Source organism: Bacillus sp. RC252 (assembly GCF_044909215.1).
GTDB classification, from domain to species: domain Bacteria; phylum Bacillota; class Bacilli; order Bacillales; family Bacillaceae_G; genus Bacillus_A; species Bacillus_A mycoides.
The window spans coordinates 24,207-43,373 of the sequence record NZ_JBIYDV010000005.1 but is presented as its reverse complement, the minus strand read 5'-3'; the positions used below and the strand labels follow the sequence as shown (position 1 = coordinate 43,373).

16 protein-coding genes and 1 riboswitch are annotated in these 19,167 nt (G+C 33.3%); of the genes, 11 read left to right on the top strand and 5 right to left on the bottom strand.

Annotation, left to right across the window (positions count from 1 at the left end; all coding sequences use genetic code 11):
• Positions 1 to 519: 519 nt before the first annotated feature.
• Positions 520 to 2,148 carry a peptide ABC transporter substrate-binding protein gene (locus tag ABH960_RS08580; RefSeq protein WP_404444398.1) on the top strand — a complete coding sequence of 543 codons (1,629 nt, stop codon included), beginning with the start codon at positions 520 to 522 and terminating at the stop codon, positions 2,146 to 2,148.
• Positions 2,149 to 2,213: 65 nt separating this feature from the next.
• On the opposite strand, the gene ABH960_RS08575 is transcribed toward ABH960_RS08580, so the two are convergent.
• Entirely contained in the window at positions 2,214 to 2,744 is a 531-nt protein-coding gene (locus ABH960_RS08575) for a GNAT family N-acetyltransferase (RefSeq protein ID WP_404444395.1), read from the bottom strand.
• A gap of 142 nt (positions 2,745 to 2,886) precedes the next feature.
• On the opposite strand from ABH960_RS08575, the gene ABH960_RS08570 reads away from it, so the two are divergent.
• The 3 genes from ABH960_RS08570 to ABH960_RS08560 all read left to right on the top strand — a co-directional run bounded on the left by ABH960_RS08570 (position 2,887) and on the right by ABH960_RS08560 (position 5,585).
• Positions 2,887 to 3,585, top strand: coding sequence for a response regulator transcription factor (locus ABH960_RS08570; protein ID WP_404444392.1), 699 nt, complete (start codon positions 2,887 to 2,889; stop codon positions 3,583 to 3,585).
• Complete coding sequence (locus tag ABH960_RS08565) at positions 3,575 to 4,642, top strand: sensor histidine kinase (RefSeq protein WP_404444389.1); 1,068 nt, start codon at positions 3,575 to 3,577, stop codon at positions 4,640 to 4,642. The genes ABH960_RS08570 and ABH960_RS08565 overlap by 11 nt, the downstream gene beginning before the upstream one ends.
• A gap of 82 nt (positions 4,643 to 4,724) precedes the next feature.
• Positions 4,725 to 5,585 carry a M23 family metallopeptidase gene (locus ABH960_RS08560; protein ID WP_113938124.1) on the top strand — a complete coding sequence of 287 codons (861 nt, stop codon included), beginning with the start codon at positions 4,725 to 4,727 and terminating at the stop codon, positions 5,583 to 5,585.
• A 59-nt stretch (positions 5,586 to 5,644) separates the two neighbouring features.
• Here the strand turns inward: ABH960_RS08560 and ABH960_RS08555 are convergent, their stop codons facing one another.
• Entirely contained in the window at positions 5,645 to 6,940 is a 1,296-nt protein-coding gene (locus ABH960_RS08555) for an Nramp family divalent metal transporter (protein ID WP_113938125.1), read from the bottom strand.
• Between the two features lie 493 nt (positions 6,941 to 7,433).
• Here ABH960_RS08555 and trhO point away from each other — a divergent pair, with 493 nt between their 5' ends.
• Positions 7,434 to 8,393: an oxygen-dependent tRNA uridine(34) hydroxylase TrhO gene (gene trhO, locus ABH960_RS08550; protein WP_002086277.1), complete on the top strand. Its 960-nt coding sequence runs from the start codon at positions 7,434 to 7,436 to the stop codon at positions 8,391 to 8,393.
• Between the two features lie 48 nt (positions 8,394 to 8,441).
• On the opposite strand, the gene ABH960_RS08545 is transcribed toward trhO, so the two are convergent.
• Positions 8,442 to 9,917: a hypothetical protein gene (locus tag ABH960_RS08545; RefSeq protein WP_012260743.1), complete on the bottom strand. Its 1,476-nt coding sequence runs from the start codon at positions 9,915 to 9,917 to the stop codon at positions 8,442 to 8,444.
• Positions 9,918 to 10,092: 175 nt separating this feature from the next.
• On the opposite strand from ABH960_RS08545, the gene panE reads away from it, so the two are divergent.
• Complete coding sequence (gene panE / locus ABH960_RS08540; RefSeq protein WP_404444383.1) at positions 10,093 to 11,025, top strand: 2-dehydropantoate 2-reductase; 933 nt, start codon at positions 10,093 to 10,095, stop codon at positions 11,023 to 11,025.
• Between the two features lie 62 nt (positions 11,026 to 11,087).
• Here panE and ABH960_RS08535 read toward each other — a convergent pair whose 3' ends face one another.
• A complete protein-coding gene (locus ABH960_RS08535; protein WP_002086273.1) occupies positions 11,088 to 11,216 on the bottom strand; it encodes a hypothetical protein in 129 nt (42 codons plus the stop codon).
• A 139-nt stretch (positions 11,217 to 11,355) separates the two neighbouring features.
• Positions 11,356 to 11,502, top strand: a riboswitch (cyclic di-AMP (ydaO/yuaA leader).
• Positions 11,503 to 11,644: 142 nt separating this feature from the next.
• On the opposite strand from ABH960_RS08535, the gene ABH960_RS08530 reads away from it, so the two are divergent.
• The 5 genes from ABH960_RS08530 to ABH960_RS08510 all read left to right on the top strand — a co-directional run bounded on the left by ABH960_RS08530 (position 11,645) and on the right by ABH960_RS08510 (position 18,530).
• Positions 11,645 to 13,471 carry an APC family permease gene (locus ABH960_RS08530; RefSeq protein ID WP_002126816.1) on the top strand — a complete coding sequence of 609 codons (1,827 nt, stop codon included), beginning with the start codon at positions 11,645 to 11,647 and terminating at the stop codon, positions 13,469 to 13,471.
• Between the two features lie 603 nt (positions 13,472 to 14,074).
• Positions 14,075 to 15,235: a non-hemolytic enterotoxin NHE subunit A gene (gene nheA, locus ABH960_RS08525; protein ID WP_002126819.1), complete on the top strand. Its 1,161-nt coding sequence runs from the start codon at positions 14,075 to 14,077 to the stop codon at positions 15,233 to 15,235.
• A gap of 37 nt (positions 15,236 to 15,272) precedes the next feature.
• Positions 15,273 to 16,481, top strand: a complete 1,209-nt coding sequence (gene nheB, locus ABH960_RS08520; RefSeq protein WP_002126822.1) for a non-hemolytic enterotoxin NHE subunit B — start codon at positions 15,273 to 15,275, stop codon at positions 16,479 to 16,481.
• 108 nt (positions 16,482 to 16,589) lie between these two features.
• Positions 16,590 to 17,669, top strand: a complete 1,080-nt coding sequence (gene nheC / locus ABH960_RS08515; protein ID WP_113938129.1) for a non-hemolytic enterotoxin NHE subunit C — start codon at positions 16,590 to 16,592, stop codon at positions 17,667 to 17,669.
• A gap of 234 nt (positions 17,670 to 17,903) precedes the next feature.
• Positions 17,904 to 18,530: a LysE family translocator gene (locus tag ABH960_RS08510; RefSeq protein ID WP_000432973.1), complete on the top strand. Its 627-nt coding sequence runs from the start codon at positions 17,904 to 17,906 to the stop codon at positions 18,528 to 18,530.
• A gap of 243 nt (positions 18,531 to 18,773) precedes the next feature.
• Here the strand turns inward: ABH960_RS08510 and ABH960_RS08505 are convergent, their stop codons facing one another.
• Positions 18,774 to 19,040 (bottom strand): hypothetical protein, encoded by a 267-nt coding sequence (locus tag ABH960_RS08505; protein WP_002126826.1) that lies wholly within the window; start codon positions 19,038 to 19,040, stop codon positions 18,774 to 18,776.
• Positions 19,041 to 19,167 lie beyond the last annotated feature (127 nt).

Genomic DNA, 19,167 nt, shown 5'->3' with positions numbered 1-19,167 from the left:
ACTCTAAAAAAAGACATGATGATTAGTATGGAAAAGAAGAGTCGTCTAAACCATTGATAGGTTTATCTAAAATCAGTCATTCTGGTTTTATCGTAATCTCTCTTCCTTCACTTTATATTTTGACTATACGAAACAAAGCTCTCGTTTTTCTTACTTGATCCTTACAAAATCCTTAAGTGTATAAGATTTGTAAAATACAACTTTCTATCTGAACTTCTTTTTATGTGTCAACACTGATAAAAAGAGAATAAGGAGAGATTTCTTAGGATGGTGCTTTAAAAATCATTGTGGCGAACGTGTATCTGTTTCTGTAGAAGAGTTAGTTCCGAAAGAACATTTCCTTCATACAATTGAGGCGACAATAAATTTTGATTTTATTAAGGAAAAGCTATCCTTTTTTAAAAGGATAGCTTTTTTCTTGAACGAATAAACATTCAAAAGAATGTCGCATCTTTCTGTTCATATTTCTGCTATAATATATAACGCTTTATAATATTTTATACTTAAGGAGAACAATTCATGAAGCGAAAAAAGAGCCATTTAATGGTAATGGCACTTGTTACAACTTTATTATTAACAGCTTGTAATAATAAAGCGAATAAAAGTGACACAGAGGCAAAAAAACAAGTATTAAATGTAACGGTATCAGAAGAAATTCCTTCTCTTGATACTGCGAAAACGATGGATGGTACATCAGCGCACGTTATGCAAAACATATTTGAAGGGTTGTATGTATTAGATGATCAAGATCAGCCTATTCCAGCAGTAGCAAAATCGTTTAAAAGAAGTGAAGATGGTAAAAAATATACATTTGATTTGCGTAAAGATGCAAAATGGTCAAATGGAGACAGTGTAACAGCAAATGATTTTATGTTTGCGTGGAAACGTGCAATTAGCCCTGAAACAGCGTCTCAATATGCGTATATGCTCTTTCATGTGAAAAACGCGAAAGAGATAAATAAGGGAACAATGCCTCTTGATGAACTTGGGGTTAAAGTTATAAATGATTATAAGTTAGAAGTGGAATTAGAACAGCCAATTCCTTATTTTTTACAGTTGTTAGCACTACCTATTTACTTACCACAGCATGAATCATTTTTGAAAGAACAAGGAAAGAATTATGCATTGGAACCTAGTAATCTCATATATAACGGCCCATTTGTATTAGAGAAGTGGAAGCATGAACAAGAGTTTCAATTAAAGAAGAATGTTACATATTGGGATCAAAAGAAAGTGAAATTAGACGAAATAAACTTTCAAATTGTAAAAGATACAATGACGGTTGTTAATTTATACGAAGCTGGTGATTTGGATCGAGTGCCTATTAATTCTCAATTTGTAGACAAGTATAAAGGAAGTAAGGAATTACATATGTCGAGCGATCCAGGAATTGCTATGCTACGTTTTAATGAAAAAAATAATGCGTTAGCAAATAAGAAAGTGCGTCAGTCTATCTCATTCGCTTTAAATAAAGAAGATTTCGTTTCTCACTTTATTAATAACGGGGCAAAGTCTGCAAGCGGACTTGTACCGGTTGGTCATATAAATGAGGAGACTGGTAAAGATTTTAGAAAAGAAAACGGAGATCTTTCTCCATATGATTTGCAAAATGCGAAAAAGATTTGGGAAGAAGCGAAAAAAGAACTGGGAGTAGAGCAAATAAAACTCGAGTTTTTAACATTTGAACAAGATAACGCAAAACGTATGGCGGAATATATAAAAGGTGACTTAGAGAAGAATTTGCATGGATTAACGATACAAATTAAACAACAGCCATTTAAGCAAAAGTTACAATTAGAACAAACAGGTGATTACGATATATCTATGGTAAATTGGGGACCAGATTATAAAGATCCAATTAGTTATTTAGAGCTATTTACGACAAGTAATCCAAATAATAAAATGAATTATTCTAATCCTCATTACGATGAGCTAATAAAAAAAGCTAAAAATGATCTTATACTAGATCAAAAGAAAAGATGGGAAGCGTTGCGAGAAGCTGAGCAGGTCATATTAGAGGACGCTGCGGTAGCACCGCTTTATCATATTGGTTCCGCTTATGTACAAAGGGATTATGTAAAAGGAATTGAAAAGCATCAATTTGGTGGCGTTTATACTTATAAGAATGCTTATATCGATAATAAGTAAAACTATTAATCAAAAAAGAAACCTTACTTTTAAAAGTGAGGTTTCTTTTTTTGGAATTATATCTATTAAACCGATTTTAATAAAGAATAAAAATTCGTATCATAGGGGATATCATCTTGATACATATAGTTTTTTAGAACACCTTCTTTTTCAAACCCTAATTTTAATAGCACTTTATTTGAAGCCTCATTTTCAAGAAAGACAATTGCTCCGATACGTTTTAAATGAAGTGTGTGGAAACCGTATGATATAACTTCAGAAACCGCTTCAGTCGCATATCCATTTCCCCAGTGTTCAGGCAAAAAGGCATAACTTATATTTGCTCGTTTATGTTCGGAAGACCAATCATGAAAACCAATTGTTCCGATGAGCCCTTTCTTGTCTTTTAATTCGATTCCCCATTTAATGCCGCTTCTTGCGTTGTACCCCAATTTAAAATTAGTAAGGATTTGTTTTACTTGATCCAAATTTTGCAATGGTTTTTGGCCATAATGGCGCAGGACATCGGTATTAGAAAAGCACTGTAATATACTCGGTGCATCTTCGTCGGTAAGTTCTCGTAAAATGAGTCGGTTGGTTTTTAATATAGGAAACATGCTTTCACTCCATTTCTTCTGAAACTAGAATGTGTTGTTATTATATAATCTAATCTGAAAATAAAGATTATTCAAGGTGTAATGATGATTTTGATTTATGTTAAAATTAATTGTGGAATATATTTCAAAAAGAGGTTTAGATATGGAGAAAAACTCAATTTTAATTGTAGATGATGATCGAGATATTATTCGATTCGTTAATGAAAATTTAAAACAAGAAGGTTTTACTGTCTTTAGTGCTGACAACGGAGAAGAGGCGTTAGAGGTATTGAATAATAATGATGTTCAACTTGCTATCCTTGATGTTATGATGCCTCAAATGGATGGGATTGAATTGTGTAGAAGGATAAGAGAGAAATATAGTTTACCAATTATGTTTTTAAGCGCGAAATCATCGGACATAGATAAAGTCGTTGGATTTAGTACTGGGGCAGATGATTATATTGTGAAGCCGTTCAGTACAATTGAATTTATAGCAAGAGTGAAAGCTCAATTAAGAAGGTATACATATTTCAATCAAAATGCTGTTCAAGTAATAAAAAAGGAAATAAACATTAGAGGTTTAGAAATAGATGAAGTGTCGAGAACAGTAATGTTATATGGAGAAACAATCAATCTTACGAAAACTGAATATGATATTTTGTACTTAATGGCCGCTGCAATGAATCGTGTGTTTACTATTGAAGAAATATATGAAAGCGTTTGGAAAGAAAGGGCCTATGAAAGTAATAATACAGTAATGGTTCATATTGCAAGATTAAGAAATAAAATTGAAGAGAATCCAAAAGAGCCGAAGTTTATTCAAAATGTTTGGGGAGTCGGATATAAAATTGAAAATTAAATCATTACAAGGCATGAGAGCTAAGTTTTTTATCGCATTCATATGTAGCATTTTGTTAGCAACTGTAAGTATAATAGCGTTTCAAATTGCAATTGGAAATATATATAGTCATGTTACTGCGTTAGAGGAAAAATATTCATTTTTATATTTAATAGTTTTTTTAATTTTTACTACAATATACTTTGCATTCATGACAAAAACAACGATGAAAAGATTATCTGAAATTAACAAGAGTCTGAAGGAAATAAGTAATGGTAATTTGGAAATACATATACCTATTTCAAAAAATGACGAGATTGGTGAATTAGCAGCGAATGTTAATAGAATGGCCAAAAGTTTAAAAGAGTCTATAGAGAATGAAAAAAAATCGCAAGAAATGAAAAATGAAATGATTAGTAATATTTCTCATGACTTACGAACACCTGTAACATCTCTAATCGGTTACGCGGACCTGTTAGGAAATCAGCTTCATTCAAATAGAGAAGAATGTGAACAGTATGTAAGTATATTAAAGCGAAAAAGTTATGAATTGAAAAATCAAGTAGATGATTTATTAGAATATTGTCAAATAAATTATAGAGAGATCGAATTACATAAAAGTGTAGTAAATATGAAAGCGTTCATTGAACAAATCATGATTGATTTTGTACCACAACTAGATGATGCCGATATGAGCTTTTGTATTAAAGGTGATAAGGTGTTACATGTGGAAATGGATGTAGCGGTTATGGTGAGGCTATTCGAAAATGTAATTAGTAATAGTATTATGTACGGGAAAGACGGAAAGGAGCTTTTAATTCAAGTTTCTAAAAGAGATATGAATGTTGAAATAGAAATTAAAAATTTTGGACAATGCATTCCGAATGAGAACCTTCCTTACGTTTTTGAAAAGTTTTATCGTGGTGAAAAATCACGTAGCTCTCATACGGGTGGAAAAGGAATGGGGCTTGCAATTGCGAGAAGTATAGCGGAACTTCATAAAGGAGATATCACTGTACGTAGTAACGATAAAGAAACGGTTTTCACTATCGTTTTACCGCGGTATAAAGAAATGTAAGAAAGTCGTAAGTATTTCTTTCATATGTCGTAATTTTTACTTCGTATCATGGGGAACAAAGATAGGAGAGTAGGGATACAGCATGTGGAAGAGATTTTTATTAGCGATTATAGTTGCTTTTTTAATTATAAGTTGGAGTTTAGTTTATTTAGGTAATGGCGTTACATCAGTCTTTGTGTGGTGGATTATACAGGCTTTTAGTGTAATTTCAGTTTGTCTCTTAATAGGCTCAGCAGTAATGTTTGTTTGGAAAGGCATTTTTAGAAAGCGGATAGATGGAACGCTACTATTAATAGTTCTGTTTTCTACCATTGGAGCTTGGCCCGTGGGGTGGTTCGCTAACATTGGGAGAATTGCATACCCAGTAGATGTACAGTCTATGAGTCCTAAAGTAGTCGTTCGTTTTCCTTTGAATGAACGAGCATTGATAGGTTGGGGCGGCGATAAATTAGAAACGAACTATCACGTTATAAAACCAAATGAACGATGGGCATACGATATTCTCATTCCACCTGCTGAAGTGAAAAGTAGTAAGTTAGAGGATTATGGAATATATGGAGCGAAAGTAATGGCACCAGCTTCTGGGACAGTTGTATCAATTAAAAATGATGAAATAGATTTAGTTCCGGGATCGGATGATTTTCAATCGATGGCGGGAAATCATATTTATTTACGACTGGATGAAACAGGTACATTTTTGTTTCTTGCCCATTTAAAGAAAGGATCAATTAAAGTGAGGGAAGGCGAACATGTAAATGAAGGAGAATTTCTTGCCCAAGTCGGTAACTCAGGAAGTTCAAGTGAGCCGCATTTACATATTCATCATCAAAGGCAGGATCCATCTAAGGTGAGCATATTTCTTTCGGAAGGATTACCACTTTATTTTCGAACTGAAAAAGGTGCGATAATGCCAGAAAGAGGGACATACATAAGTGGTAAGTAGAAGGAAATCATTTCATCCAAAAAGGGTATTCCAAATTTAATTTGGAATACCCTTTTTTATTAACCTACAAATGTTTGATACAGTAAGAAAATATTTAAAGCGATAATAAGTGCAGCGATTAACCACGCGATAAATGTTGTAATGCGATGGTTGACGAGTGCGCCCATAATCTTCTTATTACTTGTAAACATAATAAGTGGTACTAATGCAAAGGCAATACCGAACGATAAGACAACTTGACTCATAACGAGAGCGTAAGTTGGATTTACACCTAAAGCGATAATAACGAGAGGCGGAATCATTGTTATAAATCGGCGTAAGTATAACGGAATATGCATTCGAATGAATCCTTGCATAATAATATCACCAGACATCGTACCAACAGAAGAACTAGATAAACCTGCTGATAAAAGTCCAATTCCAAATAATGCAGCCGATACAGGACCGACTAAATTACTGAACTGGTTAAAAGCAACATCAAGGTCTTCAACGTGCAAGCCGTTTTTAAAGAATAGTGCAGCTGCTACAATTAACATACTTGCATTAATTGCTCCAGCGATAACCATTGCAATAATAATATCGATGAATTCGAAGCGGAAAATCTTTTTCTTTTGTTCATCATTTGTTCCGACTACACGGCGCTGCGTTAAGGCCGAATGTAAATATATCGCGTGCGGCATTACTGTCGCACCTAAAATTCCAGCTGCTAAAAGGATGCTATCTACACCTTGGAATTTTGGAGTGAAAAGTCCTGAGAGTAGAGGACTTAATTCCGGTTTTGCATAAAAGACTTGGATACCAAAAGCGATAACAACGATAAAAATCATACCTGTTATGATAGCTTCTAATGGACGAAAGCCTCTGCGTTGAAATTCAAGAATAATAAATGATCCAACTGCTGTAATTAAAGCAGCTGGTAACATCGGAATTCCAAATAGTAAGTATAAGCCAAGTGCTGCCCCGATAAATTCAGCTAAATCTGTAGCCATAATAACGAGTTCCCCTTGTATCCATAAACCGATGGAAACTGGTTTGGGGAAGTTTTCGCGAGCTACTTCAGGAAGATTTCTCCCAGTAGCGATTCCTAATTTAGCTGATAAAGTTTGAATTAATACAGCCATTAAATTAGAAGCGAGTATTACCCAAAGCAATAAATACCCATATTGTGATCCAGCTGCGATATTTGTAGCGAAGTTCCCAGGATCAATATAAGCAACTGATGCGATAAAAGCAGGTCCTAAGAATGGTAACAGTCTTTTAAAGCCTTTTGTTTGTCCACTTAACGCTAAATGGGCTGATTGAACTGTTGTACTTTGAGAAGGGACTTGTTTATCTTTTGTTATATCTTTATTCATAGTAGTATTCCCCTTTGAAATCTTAACTTGATTAAAGTTTCACTTTATTCTTACTCATTATTTCAATACATTTAGATATATGATGTGGCAATTTCATTTGAACATAAAAGTTTCCTTAATGCAAATTATATGACTGTGTGCAATGAATGGTGTGACGATGCAAAAATATTTTGGGAGTTTATGGTTGATGAATAAGGGAGAAGATAATAAATTATAGGGCTGTTTTTGAAATTTATGTGAACATACAGCCTATATTACATCATATTAATTGATGGAAATGAAATTGTATGATATATAATATATTGGGATTACAACCTAACCGTAGTGTTTTGTTCTGTAATCTTGTTTTTATTTTTGTTAACTTATAGAAAAAATTGTAAATAGAAGAAAATAGGCTAAGTACAATTTAGTATGTATTTTCTTATTATATATGTTTTGATATGAACGTTAACTTATACATGATTTTAAAATTTAGATAGGTGGTAGAAATACATTGGCAACTACAAAACCATATAGAGTATTACTGTATTACATGTACACAACAATTGAAAATCCAGAAGAATTTGCTGAACAGCATTTAGAATTTTGTAAATCACTTGAGTTAAAAGGAAGAATTCTTGTAGCGACAGAAGGAATTAACGGAACTTGTTCTGGAACTGTTGAGCAAACAGAAAAATACGTGGAAGCGATGAATAATGATCCACGTTTTGCTGGAATCGTATTTAAAATTGATGAGGCAGATGAACATGCATTCAAGAAAATGCACGTACGTCCTCGTTCAGAGTTAGTTACACTTCGTCTAGAAGACGACATTAACCCGAAAGAAATTACTGGGAAGTATTTAGAACCAAAAGATTTTTATGAGGCAATGAAACAAGAAGATACAGTTATCATTGATGCACGAAATGATTATGAATTTGATTTAGGACACTTCAAAGGTGCGATTAAACCAGATATTGAATCATTCCGTGAATTACCAGATTGGATTAGAGAAAATAAAGAAACACTTGAGGGTAAAAAGATTTTAACGTACTGTACAGGTGGAATTCGTTGTGAGAAATTCTCAGGTTGGTTAGTTCGTGAAGGTTATGAAGATGTAAGCCAGCTTCATGGCGGAATTGTAACGTACGGAAAAGATCCAGAAGTACAAGGTGAACTTTGGGATGGTCAATGTTACGTATTTGATGAGCGTATCGCTGTACCAGTAAACCAAAAAGAACATGTTATCGTTGGTAAAGATCACTTTACAGGTGAACCTTGTGAGCGCTATGTAAACTGTGCAAACCCTGAATGTAACAAGAAAATTTTATGTTCTGAAGAAAGTGAAGCAAAACATTTACGTGCATGTTCTCATGAATGTCGTGTACACCCACGTAATCGTTATATCGTGCAACACGAATTAACAGAAGAGCAAGTAGCTGCTACATTAGAAAAAATCGAAGCAGGTAAGTAAGCATAATAGAAAACAGATGGTAGCGTCGTGCTGCCATCTGTTTTTTAGTTACTTTGTACTATCCTTCTCTTTCACAGCAGAAAGTACAGTTTGTTTTACCCATGCTTTTCTTCGTTTATGTTGTACACTCCATTGGTATAAACTTTGTATACCTAAAATAAGTGAAATGACTATGCCACTAATCGCTATTAATAGAGCAAAAAATTCAAAAGGCGATGATATTTTGTTTGAATCGGTGTTTCTTAAAAGATCAATCATAGTAAACCCTAACATTTGGCCTACAACAGAGTAGAGCGTTAAAATTAATAATAAGAGGCTATCTTTTTTTGAAGCAACATTTTCTTGATATTTAAATAAACTATCGAGATTTTGTTTCGCGTTCGTGTACAGTACTTCAATGTTAAAAAGTTTTCTTAGACGAAAGAAAATATCTTCACTTTGTGATTGGGATACTAATTCTAAAGAAAAATAATTAGCTGTAAACGAATTTATTGAATAAATTAATTTCTCTATTTCATTTGTATCTTGTTCAATATTTAACTCGGCATAAGCGTTTGCCATCTTTAATAAAACAACTTTATGAAATAAATTTAATAATAAAGCGTAATAAAACTCCCCGTACATTTGACTAGCAAGTTTAGTGACTGCTTGTTCACCTTCATTTGTAATACATGTGAAAATATGTTCTTCCATAATAAAGTAACGGTTAGGAGCCCATCTTTGATAAGAATGTTTTGTTAAATAATCGTGAATATAAGGAACATTATTTGCACTAATATATGGCTTACCATCATCTGATAATCCGGAAAGACTGGAAGCTCGATATACATCGATTATATGAAGGTCTGACTCTTTGTTTATGGATAATAGAGTTTGTACATACATTCGCTGGTCTTCAAAGAAAGGGAAAGTTTGAAAGTAAGAACTCCGCAATCTCTTGTTCTCAAAGAAGTCTGTTAAACCATGAAATAAATCACCGAATATAAGTTTTTCTACTTGTGAATATTTTTTTCCATCACATTCAATACAAATAGTCTCAGTCGTATCACTTTTAGTTTCAAGTACACGGAAGCGAGCCGCGAATTCAATCGCTTCTGATAATGTCATGTTAGGAGCGGTTTTTATTTCTGTCCGAATTGTTAAGAACCCAAGCTCATAAGGACAAAGTGTTACATCAATAGAATGTATCTTGAATGGAACGGAAATAAGGTTAGTTGTTAAATGTCCATTTAAATTAAGGTCTTTAGAATAGCGCTGTAATCCTTTTTGATGTTCTGAATGAGGAAAGAGAATTTTATTTGTAAAGGAAAGATAGTATGCTTCCATATTTTGATGTGAAACTTGAAATTTCCCGTAATATGTATTTTCATCTTCAAGATGATCGAGTCGAAAAGGTCGAAAATCATTTTTTTGTAAGAAAGGGAACATATTTTGTTCATATCCAGTTTTAAACGAAAACGGGAATATAAATTGAAATATAGCTGTTGTTACATCTTTTTCCTCGATTGTTTGTATTGCCTCCATTTACATTGTTTCCTTTCCGTATAAGCTATAGAAACAACATGCCCAATTTTTCTTGAAAATAACCTCTCTTGTTCATTAGACTAAGAATGAAAATTCAGCTTATTTAACAAAGGACATGTATAATGTTATGTATACTAAAATTAGTATAATTGTGTTAGAAAAAGGGGGATGTTGTATGCGTATTTTAGTATTAGGAGCTGGGGGCGTTGGCGGATTTTTCGGTGGCCGATTAGTAGAAAAGGGAGAAGATGTTACATTTCTCGTTCGCAGCAAAAGAAAACAGCAATTAGAAGAAAAAGGCCTTGTTATTCGTAGTGTTAATGGAGATTTTTCATTTCAACCGAAATTGGTAACGAAAGAAGATAGAACGACTCCATTTGATGTGATTTTATTTTCAACAAAAGCGTATCATTTACACGAGGCGACCATAGATTTAAAGCCGTTTGTAGATAAAAATACTGTAATAATCCCAGTGTTAAATGGTATCGCTCATTTATCACTATTACAAAAGGAATTCGGTGAAGAGAAAGTAATTGGCGGTCTATGCTTTATCGAGACGACATTAAACGATCAGGGAGAAGTTGTACAAACGAGTGCTGCCAACAGACTTGTATTTGGGGAAATTAAGCCTCAAGATTCAGAGAGAATAAAGCTTATTTCTAAAACATTTGCAGATACAAAAGCTAGTTTTGTTTTAAGTGAAAATATTGTGCAAGATATGTGGCATAAATATTTATTTATCACCGTAATGTCAGGTGTGACAACATTAATGCGTGCGCCGATAGGACCGATTCGTGAGAGTGATGGAGGCCGAGAATTTATTAGGAACTTATTTGAAGAATCAGTGCAAATCATGAAATCTATGGGGGCTCCAGTTAAGGAGAATATCGCCCAGGAACATATGAAAACGATTGATAAAATTTCGTATGATATGAAGTCATCGATGCAACGGGATATGGAAAAAGGTTCGCTCATTGAAGGGAAGCATTTACAAGGATACTTATTGAAATTAGCAGAGGAAATGTCTATAGATGTGCCTTTATTAAGTGTTGTGTATCAAAATTTAAAGGTATATGAAAAAATGATTTTTACTAAAGAAATGGTATGAAAAAGAGTAAAGGATAGCAAAATATAAATGTTGCTATCCTTTTTTTGTTTCTTTTTGACAATTTATTCGTTTCTTTTCGGTTTATCTGTCGTATTTCGTTCTCTTTCACGTTTACCATATAGCTGATTAATTTCATTTGCTACTGCATCTAAATAGGAATCGGAAAAAAGTGGCTTCTTTTCTTTAGACATACGGGTCTCCTTTGTGGATTTTTAGTATTCATTATGTATATTTTTCGGTGGATTATGCGCAATCGTTTTAATTTTTTTCTTTTTAAAAATTTTTGTTTACTTTTTGAAAATAAAGGAGTATTATAATCCACAGTTTCAATTTTCTAAATCGCTGAAGCCGCATGGTGCGGGGGACCCGTTCTTATGAATTAGTACATAATCCAATGGGGTGAATCCTTGAAAAAGGTAGGGCTACTCATAGGCCCGAATCCGACAGCTAACCTCGTAAGCGTTATATTGAGAAGGAAGGTGGAGCTTGTGCGACAAAAAAAATAATGTCTACAAGTCTATTTCGTTATGGCTTGTAGACATTTTTGTTTTCTGAAGAAATAGTTTATCGCTGTAACTAGCAGAATCGTTCGTACAAAATTATTGGAGAGTGGACAGCATTGGTTTCATCTATTAAAAGATTTTTAATTGGAAGACCGTTAAAATCAACTGAGTTAGGAGAGCAAAAACTTAATAAAACGAAGGCGCTAGCCATTTTATCTTCTGACGCATTGTCATCGGTCGCATACGGACCAGAGCAAATATTAATTGCACTAGCAGGTCTTGGAGCAATAGCTTATTGGTATTCCATTCCGATAGCTGTTGGGGTATTAGTATTATTGACAGCTCTTATTTTATCTTATCGACAAATTATTTTTGCTTACCCTCATGGCGGCGGAGCATATGTTGTATCAAAAGAAAATTTAGGGATGAATCCGGGATTAATAGCTGGAGGATCTTTATTAGTCGATTACATTTTAACTGTTGCAGTAAGTGTGTCCGCAGGTACAGATGCGCTCACATCAGCTTTTCCTAGTTTACATGCACATAATGTAATCATTGCGATTATATTTGTCATATTGATTACCATCTTAAATTTAAGAGGCGTAACGGAATCAGCTTCCGTTTTAGCATATCCGGTTTATTTATTCGTTGTAGCATTATTTATATTAATTGGTGTAGGAATATATAATATTTTGACTGGTCACGTTTCACCCACGCTGCATTCGCCAATTGGAACACCAGTTGCGGGAATTAGTTTGTTCTTACTGTTACGAGCATTTGCTTCAGGAAGCTCTGCTTTAACGGGTGTTGAGGCGATATCTAACGCAATTCCAAACTTTAAAGATCCTGCACCTAACAATGCAGCGAAAACATTGCTTGCAATGGGTGCATTACTTGCAGTTTTATTTTCTGGAATTGTCTTTTTAGCTTATTATTACGGAATTAATCCAAGTAAGGAAGTAACAGTCGTTTCACAAATTGCTGAACAAACTTTTGGACGTAATTTCATGTACTATTTCATACAAGGTACAACAGCTTTAATATTAATTCTTGCGGCTAACACAGGTTATTCTGCATTTCCACTATTAGCGGTTAATCTTGCAAAAGATAAGTTCATACCGAGAATGTTTACGATTAGAGGAGACCGCCTAGGTTATTCAAACGGTATTATTATACTTGGGATTTCTTCGATTATTTTAATTGTAGCTTTTCAGGGGAAAACAGAACACTTGATTCCGCTATATGCAGTAGGGGTATTTATTCCGTTTACACTTTCTCAAACTGGAATGGTACTAAAATGGCTTCGTGAAAAGCCTGAAGGATGGGCTTTAAGATTAACGGTTAATTTAATTGGTGCAGTCATTAGTTTTATCGTTATGAGCATGTTCTTTTTAACTAAGTTCGCACAAGTTTGGTCAATCCTTATTTTCTTACCTTTCATTATCTTCTTGTTCCATCGAATTAAGAAGCATTATGATGCAGTGGGCGATCAATTAAGTTTAAAAACTTGTGAACCACTTGTTCCGATTGAAGGGAATGTAATTGTCGTTCCTGTAGCTGGTATGACTCATGTAGTAGAAAATTCATTGAACTATGCTAAGGCTCTTTCTGCAGATCAAGTTATCGCTGTATATGTTGCTTTTGACAGAGAAGAGGAAAAGAAATTTGAAGAGAAATGGGAGAAGTGGCAACCTGAAGTAAGGCTTGTTACATTACATTCTCATTATAGAAGCATTATTCAGCCGCTTACAAAATTTATTGACACAGTGCAATATAAAGCGAGTGAATCAAATTACCGAGTTACGGTCGTTATACCACAGTTTATTCCGAAAAAAGGTTGGCATAACATTCTTCATAATCAGTCTAGTTTACTCATTCGTGCGTATTTACTCTATAAAAGAAATGTTGTTATTACGACAGTTCCATATCATTTGAAAAAGTAATAAGATTTTTAAGGATAGCTTCACGAAAGTGAAGCTATCCTTTTTGTGTATATGCTATGCATAATTGCATATAGATCTTAAAGTTATATTACTATAATATAATCTCTTGTGAGTAAACAGTGTTTTTTGTTGTGATATATGGATATTTTAATGGAGGAAGTTAAGTGGATTTTATTTTGGAATAAGGACATGAGGTCTTGAAAATAAAGGGAATTAAAATACTTCTTTACGATAGATGAATAGCTGTGTTTAAATGACCTTACAGTACAAAACTTTAATAAAAACAAAACTTAATTTCATATTCACGTGCGTTATTTATCTTAAAATGAATAATATTTTCATGTAATATATTCACTGTGTGAATATGGAAATTGCGATGAAACAGAAATTTTATACAATGTTATTCATACTAAGCACATGTGAAAAGTTATGAAATGTTTTATAACAATAAGTAAGTACTGTAGAAATAAAGTTTGAGAGAGGTGTTTCGTACATGACTCACGGTGAGAACGTTCTCTATTTTTAACCATCTCAAATAATGTGCAAGAAAATAGAATAATAAAATGCGATAGTAATAGTTGCTAATACATAGGAGGGGTTAAAGTGAAAAAAACTTTAATTACAGGGTTATTGGTTACAGCAGTATCTACGAGTTGCTTCATTCCTGTAAGCGCTTACGCTGAAGAGGGGCAACCAAAGGTGAAAGTATTAAACGTGCAAAATGTAATTGCTCCAAATACATTATCAAATTCAATTAGAATGTTAGGGTCACAGTCACCACTTATCCAAGCATACGGATTAGTTATTTTGCAACAGCCAGACATTAAGGTAAATGCGATGAGTAGTTTGACGAATCATCAAAAATTTGCAAAGGCGAATGTACGAGAGTGGATTGATGAATATAATCCGAAGCTAATCGACTTAAATCAAGAGATGATGAGATACAGCACTAGATTTAATAGCTATTATAGTAAGCTCTATGAACTAGCAGGAAAAGTAAATGAAGATGAACAGGCAAAAGCAGATTTTACAAACGCATATGGAAAATTACAATTGCAGGTCCAAAGCATTCAAGAGAGTATGGAGCAAGATTTATTAGAGTTAAATCGATTTAAAACGGTATTAGACAAAGATAGTAATAACTTATCAATTAAAGCTGATGAAGCAATAAAAACACTGCAAGGATCAAGTGGAGATATTGTGAAATTAAGAGAAGACATAAAAAGAATTCAAGGGGAAATTCAAGCTGAACTAACTACTATTTTGAATAGACCACAAGAAATTATTAAAGGTTCTATTAATATCGGTAAACAAGTATTTACAATCACAAATCAAACTGCACAAACGAAAACAATCGATTTTGTTTCTATCGGTACGTTAAGTAATGAAATTGTAAATGCAGCAGATAGTCAAACGAGGGAAGCAGCTCTTCGTATTCAGCAAAAACAAAAAGAGCTACTACCACTTATTCAAAAGTTATCACAAACTGAATCAGAGGCGACTCAAATCACATTCGTTGAAGATCAAGTAAGTAGCTTTACGGAACTGATTGATCGCCAAATCGCAACTTTAGAGACGTTATTAACGGATTGGAAAGTTTTAAACAATAATATGATCCAAATTCAAGCAAATATTGAAGAAGGCACGTATACAGACAGTAGTTTACTTCAAAAACATTTCAATCAACTTAAAAAAGTAAGTGATGAAATGAATAAGCAAACAAATCAATTTGAAGATTACGTTACAAACGTTGAAGTACATTAAACAGAAAAATAATTAGCGATATAGGGAGAGAAGAAAAATGACAAAAAAACCATATAAAGTAATGGCTCTATCAGCACTTATGGCAGTATTTGCAGCAGGGAATATTATGCCAGCCCATACGTATGCTGCTGAAAGTACAGTGAAACAAGCTCCAGTTCATGCTGTAGCAAAAGCATATAATGATTATGACGAATATTCATTAGGACCAGAAGGCCTTAAAGATGCGATGGAAAGAACAGGTTCTAACGCTTTAGTAATGGATCTGTACGCTTTAACAATTATTAAACAAGGTAATGTTAACTTTGGGAACGTAACGTCAGTTGATACATCTTTAAAAGGTAAAGTGATTCAGCATCAAGATACAGCTAGAGGGAATGCACAACAATGGCTAGATGTATTGAAGCCACAGCTTATTTCAACAAATCAAAATATCATTAATTACAATACGAAATTCCAAAACTATTATGATACTTTAGTTGCTGCGGTTGATGCAAAGGATAAAGCAACTCTTACGAAAGGTCTAACTAGATTATCAAGTAGTATTACTGAAAATAAAGCGCAAGTAGATAAGTTAGTAGAAGACTTAAAGAAATTCCGAAATAAAATGACGTCGGATACTCAAAATTTCAAGGGAGATGCAAATCAAATTACATCTATCTTGGCTAGTCAAGATGCTGGAATTCCGCTTCTGCAAAATCAAATTACAACGTATAATGAAGCAATTAGTAAATATAATGCAATTATTATCGGTTCATCTGTTGCGACAGCTTTAGGCCCAATTGCAATTATCGGTGGTGCGGTTGTAATTGCTACGGGAGCAGGAACTCCGCTAGGAATCGCATTAATTGCAGGTGGAACAGCAGCAGTAGGTGGTGGTACTGCAGGAATCGTCTTAGCGAAGAAAGAGCTTGATAATGCACAGGCAGAAATTCAAAAGATAACAGGACAAGTTACAACTGCGCAATTAGAAGTGGCAGGACTAACGAACATTAAAACACAAACTGAATATTTAACAAACACAATTGATACAGCAATTACAGCGTTGCAAAACATTTCAAATCAATGGTACACAATGGGATCAAAATACAATTCTTTACTTCAAAATGTAGATTCAATTAGTCCAAATGACCTTGTTTTCATTAAAGAAGATTTAAACATTGCGAAAGATAGCTGGAAGAACATTAAAGACTATGCAGAAAAAATCTATGCTGAAGATATTAAAGTAGTAGATACGAAAAAAGCATAATCGAATACGAATCGTTAGAGCGTTAAGTATTGATGAATGAGTTGAAGCTCCTGTTCAGTTGTGAGCAGGAGCTTTTTTATATCCTTATAAAGAGAATGGGTGAAAAGTATGCAGAAAAGATTTTATAAAAAATGTCTTTTAACGATCATGATTGCTGGGGTGGCAACGAGTAATGCACTTCCTTTACATCCTTTTGCAGCGGAACAAAACGTAAAAACATTACAAGAAAATGCAAAAAATTATTCTCTCGGTCCAGCAGGATTCCAAGATGTAATGGCGCAAACGACATCGAGCATATTCGCAATGGATTCATATGCAAAATTAATTCAAAATCAGCAAGAGACTGATTTGAGTAAAATAAGTTCAATTAATAGTGAGTTTAAAGGAAATATGATTCAGCATCAAAGAGATGCAAAAATTAATGCGGCGTATTGGTTAAATAATATGAAGCCTCAAATTATGAAAACGGATCAAAATATTATTAATTACAATAATACTTTTCAAGCGTATTATAATGACATGTTAGCAGCGATTGATCAAAAGGATAGCGGTAAATTAAAAGCGGATTTAGAAAAGTTGTATGCGGATATTTTAAAGAATCAAAATGAGGTAGATGTACTATTAGGGAATTTGAAAGCTTTTCGCGATAGAATGGCGAAAGACACAAATAGTTTTAAAGAGGATACGAATCAATTAACCTCGATTTTGGCGAGTACGAATGCTGGTATTCCAGCTCTAGAGCAACAAATAAATACATATAACGATTCGATTAAAAAGAGTAACGACATGGTCATTGCTGGTGGCGTACTTTGCGTAGCACTAATAACATGTCTTGCGGGCGGACCGATGATTGCGATCGCAAAAAAAGATATTGCAAATGCAGAACGAGAAATAGCCAGTTTAAAGAATAGAATTTCAGGAGCACAAGCAGAAGTGGCAATTTTGACAGATGTGAAAAATAAAACGACTAATATGACAGAAACAATTGATGCAGCAATTACAGCACTGCAAAACATATCAAATCAGTGGTATACGGTAGGTGCGAAATATAATAATTTACTACAAAACGTAAAAGGAATCAGCCCTGAAGAATTTACCTTTATAAAAGAAGATTTAAATACAGCGAAAGATAGCTGGAAGGATGTAAAAGATTATACAGAAAAATTACATGAGGGTGTGACGAAATAAACAGTGGACTAGTTCCGCTGTTTATTTTTTTATCCCGTTTTTTGTGAGAGCCGAGCTTGTAATTTTACCCATAAGTTTGCCGTTTGTTTTATCAATGTAACTTTAGGATAATGTTTGGTCAAATTGATACTAATAACCTCGATAAACTCCTGATCACGCTTTTTATATTTAATATTTTAAGTAAAAAAGCTATACTATAGGCAAAACTAAAAATTGGAAAGGAAATACTAGAACATGGAAAATTATTTGTTATTTATCCTCACAGCAATCCTAATCATAATAATGCCTGGTCCCGGTTTTGCCTTAGTTACAAAAAACACTATCTCGCATGGTAAAAATGGTGGGATAAAGACCGTCTTAGGAACGGTATCTGGAATGATGATTCATACAATAATGGCTACACTAGGACTTTCTGCCATCCTAATGAAATTCTCTATGTTATTTACATTTATAAAATATGCTGGGGCTTTTTACTTAATTTACTTAGCTGTAAAGTCAATTAAAAGTGCCTTGTCTAAAAAAGAAGATATGTCAGGTTCAGTGGAAATGAACTCTAAGGATATTGGAACGATTAAAAGTTTTAGACAAGGATTTACCACGGCAATCTTAAACCCAAAAACTGCTGTGTTTTTCCTAAGTTTTCTACCCCAATTTATTGTGAGCAATCAAAGTCATCTCTTCCAATTTCTTTTGTTAGGACTCACATTTACGACTTTGACAGCAATATGGTATTTACTTTATATCTCACTAATACGTCAATTAAGAACTTTTTTAAGAAAAGAAAAAGTGAACCGTACAATAGAGGGTATTACTGGCACAGTATTATTAGTATTTGGAGTTAGGTTATTTTTCCAAAAATAAATATGTATATGAAAAGAGAAATAATCAATGGTGGTTATTTCTCTTATTCACTTATTCTAAAACTACCATTATAGATTTCTAGAGGTGAGATGATTTTTTGTTGGGTATTTATGTTACTATCACTGTAAAAATTGTGAAGAAATGTACTTAAACTAACGGGGCAGGATAGTTGAATAAGAATAAAAATATTTTTATAAGTTAAATTTATTGAATATCATAAAATATTTATAATTAAACTTTTTTCTAAATCAACACTCGATGGCGAGGTGGTGTTACCTCAAATATAATTATTTTATTTGAAGATTTCATTTTAATTTTTTCAAATCTTTTCATAGGTTGATATACAAAGACGTGTAGTGATAAGCCTATAACTGCAGTAATGTTTAAAATAATACTTATAATCATTAAAGACCATTCTATAACTGGAGAAAAGTATCCGTTCGTACTTAATGTAGAAGAACTTACATCTAGTATTAAAATAACTATTAGTAAAGGTAAGTTTTTAACCAATTTGAATCCCCTCTTTTAAGTGTAATATCTTTATATTATCATATTGCAAAATAAATTATATAATTAATTATAAGATAGTTATCTATGAGAATTTAACTTGTTTTTTCGTTTTGGGGTGTTAAAAAAT